The 14,947-nt window shown below is 52.4% G+C and carries 13 protein-coding genes; 1 reads left to right on the top strand and 12 read right to left on the bottom strand.

Features of this window, described 5'->3' with window-relative positions; genetic code table 11:
* Positions 1-107 precede the first annotated feature (107 nt).
* The 3 genes from HMPREF1508_RS06870 to HMPREF1508_RS10245 all read right to left on the bottom strand — a co-directional run bounded on the left by HMPREF1508_RS06870 (position 108) and on the right by HMPREF1508_RS10245 (position 1,650).
* The gene (locus tag HMPREF1508_RS06870) at positions 108-941 is read right to left on the bottom strand and encodes an exodeoxyribonuclease III (RefSeq protein ID WP_044960671.1); all 834 of its coding nucleotides are present in this window, start codon (positions 939-941) and stop codon (positions 108-110) included.
* A gap of 17 nt (positions 942-958) precedes the next feature.
* Positions 959-1,438 (bottom strand): methylglyoxal synthase, encoded by a 480-nt coding sequence (locus HMPREF1508_RS06875; protein WP_044960673.1) that lies wholly within the window; start codon positions 1,436-1,438, stop codon positions 959-961.
* Between the two features lie 62 nt (positions 1,439-1,500).
* The gene (locus HMPREF1508_RS10245) at positions 1,501-1,650 is read right to left on the bottom strand and encodes a hypothetical protein (RefSeq protein ID WP_006905240.1); all 150 of its coding nucleotides are present in this window, start codon (positions 1,648-1,650) and stop codon (positions 1,501-1,503) included.
* Between the two features lie 209 nt (positions 1,651-1,859).
* Here HMPREF1508_RS10245 and HMPREF1508_RS09715 point away from each other — a divergent pair, with 209 nt between their 5' ends.
* The gene (locus HMPREF1508_RS09715) at positions 1,860-2,480 is read left to right on the top strand and encodes a 4'-phosphopantetheinyl transferase family protein (protein WP_198015608.1); all 621 of its coding nucleotides are present in this window, start codon (positions 1,860-1,862) and stop codon (positions 2,478-2,480) included.
* Between the two features lie 239 nt (positions 2,481-2,719).
* On the opposite strand, the gene asnB is transcribed toward HMPREF1508_RS09715, so the two are convergent.
* From asnB to HMPREF1508_RS06925, 9 genes are all read right to left on the bottom strand, one after another.
* Positions 2,720-4,603: an asparagine synthase (glutamine-hydrolyzing) gene (gene asnB, locus HMPREF1508_RS06885; RefSeq protein WP_044960675.1), complete on the bottom strand. Its 1,884-nt coding sequence runs from the start codon at positions 4,601-4,603 to the stop codon at positions 2,720-2,722.
* A gap of 323 nt (positions 4,604-4,926) precedes the next feature.
* A complete protein-coding gene (locus HMPREF1508_RS06890; protein ID WP_049906928.1) occupies positions 4,927-6,288 on the bottom strand; it encodes a CapA family protein in 1,362 nt (453 codons plus the stop codon).
* 191 nt (positions 6,289-6,479) lie between these two features.
* Positions 6,480-8,756 (bottom strand): DEAD/DEAH box helicase, encoded by a 2,277-nt coding sequence (locus HMPREF1508_RS06895; RefSeq protein WP_049906929.1) that lies wholly within the window; start codon positions 8,754-8,756, stop codon positions 6,480-6,482.
* 232 nt (positions 8,757-8,988) lie between these two features.
* The gene (locus HMPREF1508_RS06900) at positions 8,989-9,570 is read right to left on the bottom strand and encodes a hypothetical protein (RefSeq protein WP_044960676.1); all 582 of its coding nucleotides are present in this window, start codon (positions 9,568-9,570) and stop codon (positions 8,989-8,991) included.
* Positions 9,571-9,606: 36 nt separating this feature from the next.
* On the bottom strand, positions 9,607-10,077 hold the full coding sequence (locus tag HMPREF1508_RS06905) for a hypothetical protein (RefSeq protein ID WP_044960679.1): 471 nt from the start codon (positions 10,075-10,077) through the stop codon (positions 9,607-9,609).
* 237 nt (positions 10,078-10,314) lie between these two features.
* Positions 10,315-11,508 (bottom strand): N-acetylglucosamine-6-phosphate deacetylase, encoded by a 1,194-nt coding sequence (gene nagA / locus HMPREF1508_RS06910; protein WP_084640287.1) that lies wholly within the window; start codon positions 11,506-11,508, stop codon positions 10,315-10,317.
* A gap of 162 nt (positions 11,509-11,670) precedes the next feature.
* Positions 11,671-12,492 carry a glucosamine-6-phosphate isomerase gene (locus HMPREF1508_RS06915; protein WP_044960681.1) on the bottom strand — a complete coding sequence of 274 codons (822 nt, stop codon included), beginning with the start codon at positions 12,490-12,492 and terminating at the stop codon, positions 11,671-11,673.
* A 133-nt stretch (positions 12,493-12,625) separates the two neighbouring features.
* Entirely contained in the window at positions 12,626-13,318 is a 693-nt protein-coding gene (locus HMPREF1508_RS06920; protein ID WP_044960758.1) for a response regulator transcription factor, read from the bottom strand.
* Positions 13,319-13,328: 10 nt separating this feature from the next.
* On the bottom strand, positions 13,329-14,867 hold the full coding sequence (locus tag HMPREF1508_RS06925) for a sensor histidine kinase (RefSeq protein ID WP_044960683.1): 1,539 nt from the start codon (positions 14,865-14,867) through the stop codon (positions 13,329-13,331).
* Between the last annotated feature and the right edge of the window lie 80 nt (positions 14,868-14,947).

The following is a 14,947-nucleotide window of genomic DNA, read 5'->3' on the forward strand; positions in this document are numbered from 1 at the left end:
GGACTTGTTCAACAATCGCACGATTCACTCACAGGAAATTGAATCCGCCTTCCATGGGCAGGCAATGATCATAATCCGCGCAGTCCGCGGATATTTCCTCTGATCGGTCAGACATCAATCTCCAGAAGAAGCGGACAGTGATCCTGTCTGGCCCCGGAATCAATCATTTCAGAGGAATTCACCCTGTTTAGGATTCGATCCGATACCAGAAAATAGTCGATTCTCCAACCGGAATTATTGATTTTACTGCTCTTGACCCTCTGTGCCCACCAAGAATAAGCGTCCGCCAAATCCCGGTGCAGACAGCGGAAGGAATCCGCAAACCCCCGGTCAAGGAGCCTGGTAAATCCCTCTCTCTCCTGATCCGTAAAGCCCGCGGACATATGGTTGGCATCCGGATTCTTCAGATCAATCTCCTCATGGGCTACATTATAGTCCCCGCAGGCAATGACCGGCTTCCTTGCGTCAAGCCCCGCCAGATAGTCGGCATATCTGGCATCCCATTGCTGGCGATCATCCAGACGTCTTAAACCGTCACCGGCATTTGGCGTATACACAGTCGTGAAGAAAAAGTCCGCCGTCTCAATGGTCAGGATACGCCCCTCGACATCCATGGTATCCGGCGCTCCAATGGACGGCTTCGTCACTTCAAGCACAGGTCCGGCATCCCGCCGGGCGAGTATCATAACTCCCGCATATCCCTTGCGCGCCGGAGGCCTGGAAGAGATATAGTGACAGTCATAATCACTGAATTGCTTCTCTATTATCTCCATCTGCTTTTGATTTGGCCCGGCCTCAGGCAGTTTGGTCTCCTGAATGGCAAAGTAATCCGGCCTCATCCCGGCAATCTTCTCGAGAACAGCCGCGCTCATCTGAGCTCTGGCTGATGTTCCGGTCAGAGCCGCATTCAAAGAATCAATATTCCATGATATAAATCTCATTGTTACTCCTGTATCGCTTACCGATCCGCCATCTCCTTAACCCGATCCTCCACATTCTTATGGAAGTTAAGGACATTGTGAGTATACTCCTCATTCATATACCTGGATGTGATCATAAAATCTGCCGTAGAACGATTGTTGGCAATCGGAATATCATACACCTCCGCAATACGAAGAAGCGCTTTCACATCAGGATCATGAGGCTGCGCTGTCAGTGGATCGGAAAAAAAGACCACCAAGTCGATATTGCCCTCAACGATTTTGGCTCCAACCTGTTGATCTCCACCCAGAGGACCCGAGTTATAGGCTTTGACCGGGAGGTCTGTGTTCTCAGCGATCAACCTGGCCGTCGTTCCTGTCCCGCAGAGGAAATGCCTGGAGAGCTCGGAGACATGCTCCTTACACCACTCAATCATCTCAGGTTTCTTTCCGTCATGCGCAATCAAAGCGATCCGCTTCTGCCTTGGAATTGTAAAGGGGATATACTCATGATTCATCAAAGTTCCTCCTGTCATAAAACACGGTTGTTTCTAAATCATAAATGATTTTTCTCTGGATTTTAAGCATTTTTCAAAGGCGCAAATATCTGCTCCGCGTATGCCTTCCTGCTTCCCCCGATCAGGACTTCATTCAATTGATCTCCCTGCAAAGACGAAACATCCCCTCGAAGCAGCTGTATCCCCTCTTCCGAAAGCTTCCTCTTACCCATATTTATCTCACCTTGCTCGCGCTGAAAATACCAACTGTTGTTTTTATCCCTGAGCTTCTTCTGTCCCTTTCAACTGTGGTAACATTTTAACATAGCCGGTTGGCCTTCATTGACCGGATATGTTAACAGAAAGTGTCTCCCGAATGAGCCTGATTATCCTATATATAAAAACTTTCCCCCCCCTTCCCCGCAGGGGCTCTGATGCCATCATGCACCGCTTGGGGCTGGAACTGCTAAGTCAGGGGCTGCGCCAGATCCATGGTCTTTCATATCCTTCTCAGGCCCTGGAATACCGCGGCAATCCCGGAGCTTTGACCTATCCCTGTTCCAGATCCATTCTGCTCGGTCCCCATGGAAAACCCTATCTGAAAGATCACCCCAGGATTCACTTCAGCCTGACCAACTGCCCCGGATTGGTCGCCTGCGCCTTCTCTGACAGCGAGATCGGCATTGACGCGGAAATGCCCCGCGGCGCCAGCCCGGCCCTCTTATCCAGGGTCTTAACAGAGGAAGAGGCAAAAATGCTTGCCTCCTCTGATCACCTGTCCTTCTCCCACCTGTGGACCTGTAAAGAGGCTCTGGCTAAGTGCACCGGACTTGGACTCAACTCCGATATTTACCGCGTCGGCTTCCGACTCTCTGCCGCCGCCGCAATCCCCCCTGCCGCAAAGTATCCTCCTCTCTTTTATCCCCTCCTGCCCGTTCGTTTTCAGAGAAAAGACTATTATCTCGCCCAGGGACATCTTCCCGACGGTCACATCATAAGCCTGTGCTCAGCAAAGGTCATTGACAGCATAAAAATTTTGCCTGTTCAGCAGACAAGGCAGTGAACAGGCAAAATAACATTGTGACGGTATAGCAAATCTGATTGTGCCCTATCCCCGACAGCATGACGCCGAAATAGATCGCAAGCGCTTCCCCTGTGCTGCATGGCGCCAAAAAGAGCCTCAGACGCTTTTCTTGGTCAGGCATGATGCCGAAAAAGCCTCAAGCGCTTCCCTTGTGCTGCATGGCGCTGAAAAGAACCCCAGACGCTTTTCTTGGTCAGGCATGATGCCGGAAAAAGTCCTCAGGCGCTCCTCTTTGGCTGCCAGTCGATAAAATATGCCTTATACCAGGTAAGAAAAGTGAAAATCGTCCAGACCTTGCGGCGGCCATTGACCTTTTTGGCATAGGTATCATCCAGAAGTTTTAAAATGGCAGCCTGATCAAAGAACTCCCCGGCAAAGTCCATGGCAAAGAGCTCGCGAACCTGCTTATAGTAGGTCTCTGTCTCAAGCCAGGCCTTGATGGGGGTTGGAAAGCCCATCTTCTTGCGGTTGAACCACTCCTTGGGCAGGTGACGGGAAGCCGCCTGGCGGAAGGCGAACTTGGATGTCTTTCCCTTGATCAGATAGGGGGTAGGCACCTTCTCAGCCACCTCTGCCAGCTTTCTGTCCAGGAGGGGAACGCGAAGCTCCAGAGAATGAGCCATGGACATCTTATCCGCCTTGAGAAGAATATCCTTGGTCATAAAGTGGTGTATGTCGTTGTACTGCATCTGCTTAATATTGGACAGGCCGCGGGACCGGTCGAAAATCGGATCCAGAATCTCCCTGACCGACTTGGACTTGCGATAGGGGGCGGTCAGCAGGGACTCCGCCTCGCTCTCCTCCATGATTTTGGCCTGACCGACGAAGAAATTGCGGGGCTCATCCAAGCTTCGCACGATCTCAAGCTTGCCCCGGAAATTCCTCTTGCTCTTCTTCAAAAGACGCAGAAGTCCCTTTCGAAAAGGCTTGGGCAGGTGCTTTAAGACATTTGCCAGGACAATCACTGCCTCTACCTTGGTGTAAGGGCCGTAATCCTGATAGCCTGCAAAGAGCTCATCCGCCCCCTCCCCGGACATAACCACCCTTAACTCCCGGCTGGCCAGCTCAGACAGGAAATAGAGGGGAACGCAGGAGGGATTGGCGTCCGGCTCATCCAGATACCACTGAATCTTTGGGAATGCCTCAAAGGCCTCATCCGCGGATACCACGCGGGAACTGTGATTGATATGGAGATGGTCCGCCAGCTTCTCGGCGTACATAGCCTCGTTGTAGGTCTTGTCGAATCCGACCGAATAGGTCTTATCCGGTCTTAAAACCGCCGCCACGAAGGAGGAATCCACGCCGGAGGACAGGAATGATCCCACCTCGACATCCGCAATCCGGTGGGCATTGACCGACTCGACCACGGCGTCATCGATTTCATCGACGATCTCATCCAGGGACTCTCTCCCCTCCCTGAAATTCATGTCCCAGAACTTGCGGATCTGCATCTTGCCATCTTTGAGTGTGAAACAATGGCCTTCCGGAAGTTTATAGACCCCTTCAAAGAAGGTCTCCGTGTCCATAGCCGAATACTGGAAGAAGAGGAAGGGCTTTAAGGCCTTTTTATTCAGCTTTCTCTCAAAGGCCGGATAGGGAAGGAAGGACTTGATCTCAGACCCGTAGAGGAAATCACCGTTGTCGAGCAGACTGTAGTAGAAGGGCTTGATCCCGAAATGGTCTCTTGCTCCGAACAGCTCCCCCGTCTTCCTGTCATAGATGACGAAGGAGAACATGCCGCGCAGCTTTTTGACCACATCGGTTCCCCACTCCTCATAGCCGTGGAGAATGACCTCCGTGTCCGCCTTGGTAGAGAAGCGATGTCCGGCCGCGATCAGAGTCTTCTTTAAAGCGGGGAAGTTGTAGATCTCCCCATTGAAGGTAATGACCTTATCCTCATTTTCATTGTAAATGGGCTGGTTGCCCCCCTCTAAGTCAATGATGGACAGGCGGCGAAATCCCATGGCCGCCCTGTCGTCTATGAACTGACCGGCGCTGTTCGGCCCCCGATGAACGATCATATCCATCATATCCGTCAGGACCTGCTTCCTCTGTTCAGGATCAACCAGAGACCGACCTACATATCCGGCAATACCACACATAGCAATTACCTCTCCTCGCCGGAGTCCCGGCGAAATCACTCAAAAACAAATCTGCTCTATTATACATGATTCTTTTTCTTTGGCAGCTAACTTCTCTCTTAATGGATCGTCTTTCCCTCCCGATTGATATTCTTTTTCCCCCGTCCTTTCAGACTCCGGTAAACAGCTGCTCTTATCTTCTTTCGCTCGTCCCGTCAGAACAGAGCTCTCATATTTTCGCTCGATCTTCTACTGGTCCCTTGATTTTCTGTCAATCCCCTGATTTTCTGTCGATCCCCTGATTTTCTGTCGATCCACTGATTCTCTGTCGATCCCCTGATCGTTTAGCGATTCTTCCAGACGGAACCCTCCCCATCGGCGGACACTGTCTTCTGGATCGCTTCATAAGCTGCCTTAATCGCCTCCCGCTCACTGTCGCCGACCTGGTCCTGATTGGGGCCTCCCTCCATGTAATCCGTGCAGAGCAGGGTTTTTATATCATAGAGCTTAGCGGCAGACTTGCTCTTAGCTGCCGTCTTTTTGCCTGTGCTCTTTTCTGTCCCGGATTTCCCACTTGCGGCATTTCCAGCCGCATCCGCGGCGGCGCCCTTCTCCGTCCTCTGCACCCAGACCGGATGCGAGAGCACATCCTCGATCATCAGCTGGCCGGAGGCATCCTTCTTGAGCACCGCCTCAATGATTGTCCCCCGCTGACTCTTATCGTTTCCCATGACCTCCTTCACCTGATTGGAGAGGAGATTTCCCATGGAATAGATGATGAACTTGTCCTGGCCATCCCTTGTCACTTTTTCTGTGGCCTGTACCACATGGGGATGCCCCCCGAATATCAGGTCAGCCCCCCAGTCAATCATCTTATGATAGAGCGTCTGATCCGCCTTGGAGACCTTCTCCGAGTATTCCGTGCCCTTGTGGGGCATGACAATCACAAGATCCGCCTGCTGCCTGGCTGTCTGGATCTTCTCCTTGACATAATTCTCATCCAGCATCTGCATATATTGCTGCCTCTGCACAGCTGTAACCCCCTTGCCGGCTCCGTTTTTGTTGTTATATCCGTAGGAAAAGCCCAGAATAGCGACCTTGATCCCCTTCACTTCCCTGATCAGGATACTGTCCTTGTCATCTTTGATCCCGATTGTAGAAATGCCAGCGTCCTCGAAGGCTTGCCTGGTATCTAAAGCCCCGTGGATTCCCTGGTCCAAGATGTGATTATTGGCCAGGTCCATCACGTCAAAGCCCGCGTCTTTGATCGCCGAAACGACCTGACCGGGCGCATTGAAATTGGGGTATCCCGCCGGCTTAACCTGGTCGGTTACCACTCCCTCGAAGTCGCCGATCGCCAGATCCGCTGAAGAGATCAGCGGTTTGACAGAGGCATAGTTGGAGCTGAAATCATAGCCGTCCTGTGTCTTGCCTCCCTGAATTAAGCTGTCGTGATAGATGATGTCCCCGCTTGCGGTGATTCGAATCCTCCCATCATCCTCCGGCTCCTTCGGAGCTTCCTGGTTGGAAATGCCCGGATCCGGATGTGTGGCCAGAAACTGTCCCAGAATTGACCGGACATAGAAGAACATAAAGAAGAGGATGATTACCAGTGTCAGCAGGAGAAGAATCAGATTTCTTCCCAGGCGAAGACCCTTGCCCATCCCCCGCTCTCTTTTCTCTTCCGACTCCTTATACTCTCTCATGACATCTCCTGACTGCTTCTCTGTCCCCTTAGCCAATCGCTCTAAGGCGCCTCTTTACAGATCTTTTTGCCCCTTTGCGCTTTCATTATTTTATTATAATTTCTCCGGCCGCGAAAGTCGAAGACGACACCTGTCCCGGTCTGTCCCCGCTCATATCCTCTGTATTCACTGCGCCTTTTCTTCATCCGCCTCTACATGGGATCTCCGCAATCTTCTGCTTCCTGCTCCATCGTGCCCCGGCGCTTTTCCCCGTCCTCCTGCGCTCCCACTCCATGCGCCCTTCTCTCCTCCTCAATAATATCCTGTATGATCGGCTGATGATCGCCTCTTCGATTCTCTTCTCCCATGACTGAGCTGTCCGCGTAGTTCTCAAAGATGTCCCGCTTCCTCTCCAGGAGGTCTCGGATTCGCTCATCCACGGTCCCCTCGCAGAGGAGGTGACGTACCAGGACATTGCGCACCTGCCCCATGCGGTAGGCCCGACCGATGGCCTGTTCCTGCAGGGAGGGTTTGATCTGGGGCTCGCAGAAAATAATCACGCTGGCCGCCTGTATATTGAGACCGGTACCGCCGGCTTGAATCTGACAGGCTAAAACACTGCCCGGCCTTGCGTCGCAAAAGCGGTCGATGATATTCTGACGCGTCTCGGCATTGACCGAACCTGTAATCAGGGGCAGACATTGGTCACCCAACAGCTTCTGTACTTTGGATAAGGTGTCGAGGAAGAATGAGAAAACCAGAACCTTCCGTCCCTCTTCGGCCGCCGCGCGGCAGATCTCCAGAAGGCGAATTCCCTTGGCCGACTGGTCCGCTTGCCTGGTCTGCCAGCCCACCCGGCGCAGGCCGGGAAAACTCTCCTTTGGATCCATGAGAATCTCGCGGTAAGCATCCCTGTCCTCCTTAGACATCGGACACCAATCGTCCTCCTCAATCAGATCCGGCAGCTCCCGGAGGACATCTTCGCGCTTGCGGCGCAGATAGACCGGTGCGATCATCTCGCGAAAGGCAGGCGCGTCACACATATAGCTGTATTTCTGCGCCTCATGACCCAGCTGCGGGTTCAGCCAGAGCAAAAGACTGCAGAACTCATACACATTGTTCTCCAGGGGCGTCCCCGTCATAAAGATCAGGCGATCCGTCAGCTCTGTCAGCTTCCTCGTGTAAATACTTCGCTTGGCCTTGGGATTTTTTACATAATGGGCCTCATCCACCGCCATCAGATCAATGGAAAACTTATCAGGGAGCATCTCCCACAGTTCATCCATCGTCTCATAGTTGCTGACCGCTACGCCTCCCTCTTCAATCCAGACCCTTCCGGCCTCATCCCTGCTCCTGCCATGAATGACCAGGGGCGAAAGGCTGCTGTACTTGCGAATTTCCCGCTCCCAGTTGATCAAGAGTCCGGCCGGGCAGGCGACCAGAAAATGTCCCTGATTTCTCCGATGATCATCCTCAGAAAACGCTGATGCCTTTATTTCCCCCTCCAGGCCGCTCTCAAGGGAGGCCATGGCCGCAATCGCCTGCAGGGTTTTCCCCAGGCCCATTTCATCCCCGAGAAAAGCCTTTTTCTGGTGCAGTATATAGCGGGCGCCAAATTCCTGATAGGCGCGAAGTGTCGTCTCCTCCCTGAGCAGGCTGGTATCCAAAGCTTCCCCGCGAACCTCGTCCGCCAGCTGCCGCGGAAATGTAAGATCCCCCGTCGCTATCTGAAAACCCGTATCGGCCTTCTCCAATGCGGCGTAATAGGCCGCCGCATTCTTCTGATAATCCTCAAGAATGGTCTTTTCCTGCGCCGCGGAGACGGTGATAAGCTCCTCCTTCAGGCGCTTGCAGCGATCACGGTAGCCATCCTCCAGGAGCCTGTTTAAAAGATCATATCCCCTGACCGTGGACTCCTTCTTAGACCGCGAGGCAAGGAACCAGTGCAGACTCCCCTTGACCAGGATGGCGGACAGGCATTGCTCCAGGGACACATGGGTATCCGCATAGAGTCTCTTTGCCTCCTGAACCGGCCCGGCCAGGTGGATGCGCATATACAGAGACTGGATTACATCCAGCTCCTCCTGATCGGGCGCGTCCGCGTGCAGACGCACGGTATTGACCCTGGCCATACCTGCAATGAAGCTGTCTGCCGCCTGGCGAATTCGCCGCCTGTTATCCTCCCCAATCCCGGAGATGCGCTCCAGCTCAAAATTGGCATAACGGGAGATCTGACCGATATTCTCAATGCCGGCCCCGCGCAGGACTGACACCCGAATATTCTTATCCACATCTGACAGCCGCTCGATAGGGATCGACTCCAGCTCCTTCTTTGCCTGGGCAAAACGCAGGTACTTAAGGCGGCGCTTTAATTCCTCGATCTGTACCTGGTCCAGATCCTGTATCTGCTTCAAACTCTGATCCAGCTCCCTGACCTCTGAAAGGATGAATTTCATCTGCCCGAAATTTGGACTCACGATTTTTGCCATAGCTTCCTCTTGCTCTTATCTCAGATCCTTCCGATCCCCCTTCCTATGATACACATATTCCCATGTGAATCAAAAGCGGCGCGAAAAATCCCAGTGAAACAAAACAATAGAATACACGCGCCGCGAGCATTCCATAATCGCCAACAAAAATCCCGCCGGACAAAACTGTACGACGGGATTTTCGATCACGATATATCTGTTTTCGGTTGAGTTCTCACACTCCGCCTGCACCTCACAGGACATCATTATTGATCAATACGCTGTAGTAGGATCCCTTATTGAAGAGCCCCTTGTCCTTGGCTCCCCAGGCTACTGCGGAGGCTGCCAGCCGGTCTTTCTTTCTTCCCTTCATGCCGCGGCTGGTCAGGACAATCCCCTCTGAATAGAGCTCTGCGTTTAAATACTCATACAGCAGATCCGCCTTCCCCTGACTGACCAATTTCGTCAAAAACTCCGGATTGGTATCCAACCAGTGATCCGGACTGGAGTCGGAGCATTTGGCGTACATCTCGCCTCCGCCCAGAGATTCCGCGCAGACCGAGCGAATTTTGGCCAAAATATCCTCACCGATCACTCCATCCCTGATGGAATAGGCATAGTAGGCGCAGACAAGACCGTCATCCTCCATTTCCTTGAGCAGATACAAGTTGGAAACGCCTCGCTTACTGTATTTTTTCCACTTGCCTCCTATCGAAGAAAAAACCCGATCGGTATAGGGGCCTGCGGATCCGTTCTCCAGGGCCTGCTCAAGGGTCTGCAAGTCAAGCTCTTTCTTCTGCCAATCGTCTACAAGATTATAGCGTATCTCTGTCATCATCTCCTCCTTAATGCTGCATTTCCCTTAACTGGCCTAAGACTCCTTTTGAGCCAGAGGAAGCTCCTCCTGATAGATCTGCTGTGTCTGCGCGTTAAAGACAAGTTTGAAATCTCTGCCCAAATAAACCTCAACGGGGCAATTCTTCCTCTCCAGCTTCTTCGCCCAGCCTGTCACATCATCCCGGATTTTAACCTGAAAATCCAACAGAAATTTCCCCTCCGGCAGAAGAATGGCAGGTGTCAGAATCTTGTTGTTGAGAAGCACTGGAAAATCCTTATCCGTCTCAGCATCGCGCAGCTTAACTTGAACGAACTGACCGCAGGCATCCTCGACCTCGAGATAGAGCTTAGATACGCCCTCCGCATGCTCAATGGACCGAATCTTCTGGAATGCCGTCCTCTTCCGCTTCTCCACAAAGTGAAGCCGAATCATGCTGACACAAAACGCAACCCACAAAACAAAGATGATGATCCAGGGGTTCTCTGTGAGCAAAGCTATCATCATATCATGCAAGTCTCTTTTCCCCCTCTTACATTCCACCAAAAATCATCCCCGATCATGCCGATAGAAGCCATCGTCAACAGTACCATCAAAGATCATCTCTGACAAGGACATTTGAAATTATCTTTGACTATGCCAGCAAGAATCATCCCCGACAGCGCTATCGAAGATCATCTATGGCTATAAAACACAAGAGCCGGGGCAATCGGCACTTGTTCTCTCCGAAAAACAAATAAAAAATTATACTGGATTCCCATCCGGACCACAAGATTTCCGATAGACAATTTTCCCTGATACTACGGTCACTTGCACCTGATATGTATCGTCCAGGAGAACGAAGTCCGCGTCCATTCCCTCCTGAATCCGTCCCTTCCGATCCGCGATTCCAAGAAGGTCTGCCGGGTTGCTGCTGAGCAGAGGAATGATCTCCCCCGGAGACCTTCCTGTGAATGCAAGCAGATTGCGAAAAGCCTGCGCCATCGTCAGCGTACTTCCCGCTCTGACGCCGCTGGATACCAGCCTGGCGTCCCCGTCAACGACGACGACATCATTTACCCCCAGCTGATAGTTCCCGTCCGGGAGCCCGGCGGCCATAATGCTGTCCGTAATGGCAGCCACCCTGTTCAGGCCCTTACATTTGATCAGCATACGAACGGTACCGGGATGTAAATGTCTTCCGTCGCAGATGGCCTCGCAGTAACAGTCGCTCTCCAGGGCAGCCCCCATCAGACCTGGTCTGTGCTGGTGAAAGAGGATCATACCGTTGAAGGTATGCGTGATCGCCCTGGCTCCACTTTCGATTGCCTCCATACTCAATTCATAGCTGGCCCCGGAATGTCCGATGGCAACCGGAATGTCCCCCGCGATCTTCTTGAGCATGGGCATGACCCCGGCCACTTCAGGAGCCAGAGTGATGTATCGAATGCTTCCCTCCGCGATTTCTCTGTAGTGATTCAGAAGATCTTCATCTCCCTCTCTCAGCAGGTCCTTCGGCATGGAGCCCCTGTATTCCTCTGACAGAAAGGGCCCCTCCAGATGAGCTCCTAAGAGCTGGGCTCCATAGCCCCTTTCTCTGCTGACATCCCGGATCACTGCCAGGCATCGATCCGTCCTCTCAATGCTGTCTGTGACAATGCTTGCGTTCCAGGCTGTAACCCCCTGCGTTGCAAAAAACGCCGCGATTTTCTTCAAGCCCTCTTTATCCGCAGCATTGACGTCAATCCCGACGGCCCCATGGGTATGAAGATCAATAAAGCCGGGAACCAGCATCATGCCCCGTCCGTCCAGGACTTCCTCTCCCCCGGCGGATTCCATGAAGGCGGCCTCTTCATCCGGACAAATCCGCTCGAATCTGCCGTTGGAAATCCAAAGACTTCCCCAAAAGAAGTCTCCCTCTCGATAAATCCTCACATTTTTTACCAGTCTTCTTCTCATTCTTCCTTATCCCCTGTCCTATAAGGATCCTTCCAGATTTCTTTGGCCAAGATAAATTCATTCTCAGACCTCTGATTCGGCATCTGATTTGGGTTTCTTCACCTAGGTCTCCTGCCGCAGTCTGTCCTTTTTTAGCTTAGAGGGGCCGCATCCCTCTGGGCATTAAAAAGGCTGCCTGGCAGCGTTTTGGTTGGCAATAATCAAAGTATCCGCGTGTCCCTGCAGCAGCGTGGCCGGAAAGTGCCCGCTGACCTGCCCGTAAGCGGCCTGGCGGATCACAGCTCTGTGCCAGTCGCGAAAGACGCCCAGTCTGACCTTCCTGGCCGCGAGAATCTCACAGATTCCGATGGTAACGGCCCGGCGAGGCATGGCGTCGATTGCCCCATTCCTGTCGCCGATCGCGTTAGCCGTCCGTGTCTCCCGACTGATATCCAGCACCCTTGTCGGAAGCTTGGCAAACTCCTCTGCGGGCAGGTCGTCCTCTGCCTCATTGAAGGCCAGATGACCATTGATTCCAATTCCGCCAAAGCAGATATCAACTCCTCCCAGCTCCTCAATCAAACGGTGTATCCTGCCGCAGTCCGCGGGGTCCGGAAAGATTCTCTGCGCAGGGGACATGACCAGGTCCGGATTGATTTTGGAATAGACTTCCCGATTCATAAACCCTCTGAAAGAGAGAGGATCTTCAATGTCAATATAGCTGTCGTCATCATTGAGATACTCATCCATATTGATAAACCAGCAATCCCTCAGAGAAATCCCGCGCCGGTTGACCAGGCGGACAAAAATCGGATACTGGCCCACCGGTCCCACCGGACAGATAAAAACCGTCTTCTTGCCTGCCTGATTGTTCTTCTCAATTTCGTCTGCCATTTCCAGGGCAATTTCATAGAAGACCTCTCCGGAATCCCCCAATTTCAGAATAGGGATCTTCGCGCCCTCTCCAAGCCTCTCCTCAGAAATCTGAAAGTAATTCTCGCCCATTTTTCCTCCTTCTCTTATGCCCTCTGCCCATGACCTATCTCTTCTTTATTTCCTGTCACCCATGGCAGAGCCCCGTTTTACTTCATTCTGCCTATGGCCGCTTCCCTTTTCCTTTTCCCTCACTCATAGCCTGTCACCTGCGAAAGAAGCTCTCCAGATTCATTTGACGGATCAGCTCTACGATCTCCCTGCTCCTGTGACAGCCGAATTTATTGAGCAGGCTCTTGATCTGCGTCTTGACTGTCACGAGCTCCACATTCCGCAGCTGGGCGATCTCCCTGACCTTCTTGTCCTCCAAAAGAAGGGAGACGATCTCCTTTTCCGTCGGCGTCAGCTGCGTCACGTTGTTGAGCAGAAAGACTAAAGAGTGCTCGCTTTTTCGCAGCCTGGTGTACTCGCGCATAATGGACTGCTGAATCCGGCTGTCTAAAACCGAAACTCCCCGGTAGGCCTTTCGGATATGATCCAGGAGAACCTGATCGTCACAGCCCTTGATCACATAATCCACCGCCCCGGTTCCCATACCGGAATTAATCATCTCATCGGCTTCATGCGCCGTCATAAAGACAATTCGAATCTGAGGATGCCGCCCGTGAATGGTCTCCGACGCGTCAATCCCTGCAGTCAGTGTCTCCATCTCGATGTCCATCAGTATGATATCCGGCAGTTCTCCTGCCTCCTCGACCAGACGGCAGATTTCCGACCCGCTTCTGGCCGCAGCAAGCAGTTCCATATCCGGCTCCGCCCCGATGATCTCGGCAAAATCCTCCCGCAAAATCGGAATGTCTTCCGCCACCATCACTCGAATCTTCCTGCCCTCTGACATCATTGGTCCCTTAATTTCCTTCCTTTTTGCCGGCTGCCCTCATCTCCGGCTTCCTGCCTGCCGTAAGCGCGGGCAATAAGATCATAAACGTGCTTCCCTCTCCGCTCTTGCTCTCCATGCGGAGATGTCCCATGTGCTGACGCACAATTCGATTGGTGTAAAAAAGCCCCATCCCCCAGCTGGAATCCTTGCTCTTACTGGTTAAAAAGGGCTGAAAGATCTTCCGCCGCATTTTATCCGGAACCCCGATTCCATTATCTGTGACAGCGAACACAACCCACATTCTCTCCGCTCGAATCGTCAGGCTGATTCTGGCCGGCCCCTCAATCCCCGCGGTCGCCTCGCAGGCATTGACCAGAAGATTATAGATAGCCTCCGAAAATAAAGAGAAGTCGACCAGGACCCTGTTCCCGGTCTGGAAATCTCTCCTGATACTGACACCGGGATATTTCTCATAAAATTTGCTGATCGCCGCGTCCGCGACTTCCCTTGCGTTCGTCAATGCCAGGATCAGATGCTTGCTGTTGATTGTGGCGTAATACTCATCGATGTGCGCTTTCATGCTGTCGTTGAGCCTGGCCATCTCCTCTTCATAGTCCTTCAGCTGCCGCAGGTCTGGCTTGTCCTTGCGCAGCTCCCTTCGCATGCGCTTGTGAAGAACCTGCGCGGAGAGTATCTGGTTTTTCATGCTGTGCGCGAAGACAGATATTCCCATATCCGCCGCCGAAAACTGCTTCTCCAGCACCGCGTATTCCCTCTCCTCCGAGTACTGAAAATGCTCATAGCGCACAATCCCCCAGGCTCCGATCAGCGCCCCCACAATGACAAGAAGAATCAAAATATCCCAGCCCGTGCTGCTCAGGGAAGGACTGATATAGTTGCTGATTCCCAGATTCAGATATTCCGTGATAAAGAGGTTATAGATCTGCGCCGGGTCCTTGGTGGCAAAAATCAGATAGACAAGCATTTGGCTGACGATCGCGATGAGAATATAGAGGAAATTCTTGCGAAAGACCGGAATCGATATCTCGTAGTACTCATACAGGAGAATTCCAAGCGACACAAGAAGCTCCGCCACAATCCAGGCAAAGGAGCACCGCACCAGAAGAGACAGCATGTGAATCTGCCTGTAGATCATCCACTTGTAAATGTCCGGATAGTAGAGCAGGGCCAGCAAAAGTGTCGGCGCCACGGCAAAAAGGTATATCTTGCGGCGCTGATCTCGGATGTATCGGTTCATACTCAGGGCAAGGGCCGTCATGACGAGAAAACAGGGAACCATGAGCCTGGACACACTGGTCAGATAGCCGAGATGATAGAGATTGACGGGAAGCTGGTGCATCCAGCGCATGATCCGCTCATTGAGAAAGAGAAGGCGCACATCTCTGGACGCCAGCCCTCCCATGATGGCAATGTAGAGAACAATGCATGAGACGTGCAGGAGATTGGCGACATTCATGGCGGAAAGGACCAGGGGAAAAGAGTGCCTGCGCATGATCGTCGTAAAGAGCACTACAAAGGTACTGATTGTCACAACAATGATCAGCATTGTTCACCTCTCCCGCTCTCTTTTCGCCTTTCCTAAAAGCAAAGGGATTTACGCTTCGCGAGCCCTTCCTGAAAGCAAAG

The organism is Shuttleworthella sp. MSX8B (assembly GCF_000524295.1).
Classification (GTDB): domain Bacteria; phylum Bacillota; class Clostridia; order Lachnospirales; family Lachnospiraceae; genus Shuttleworthia; species Shuttleworthia satelles.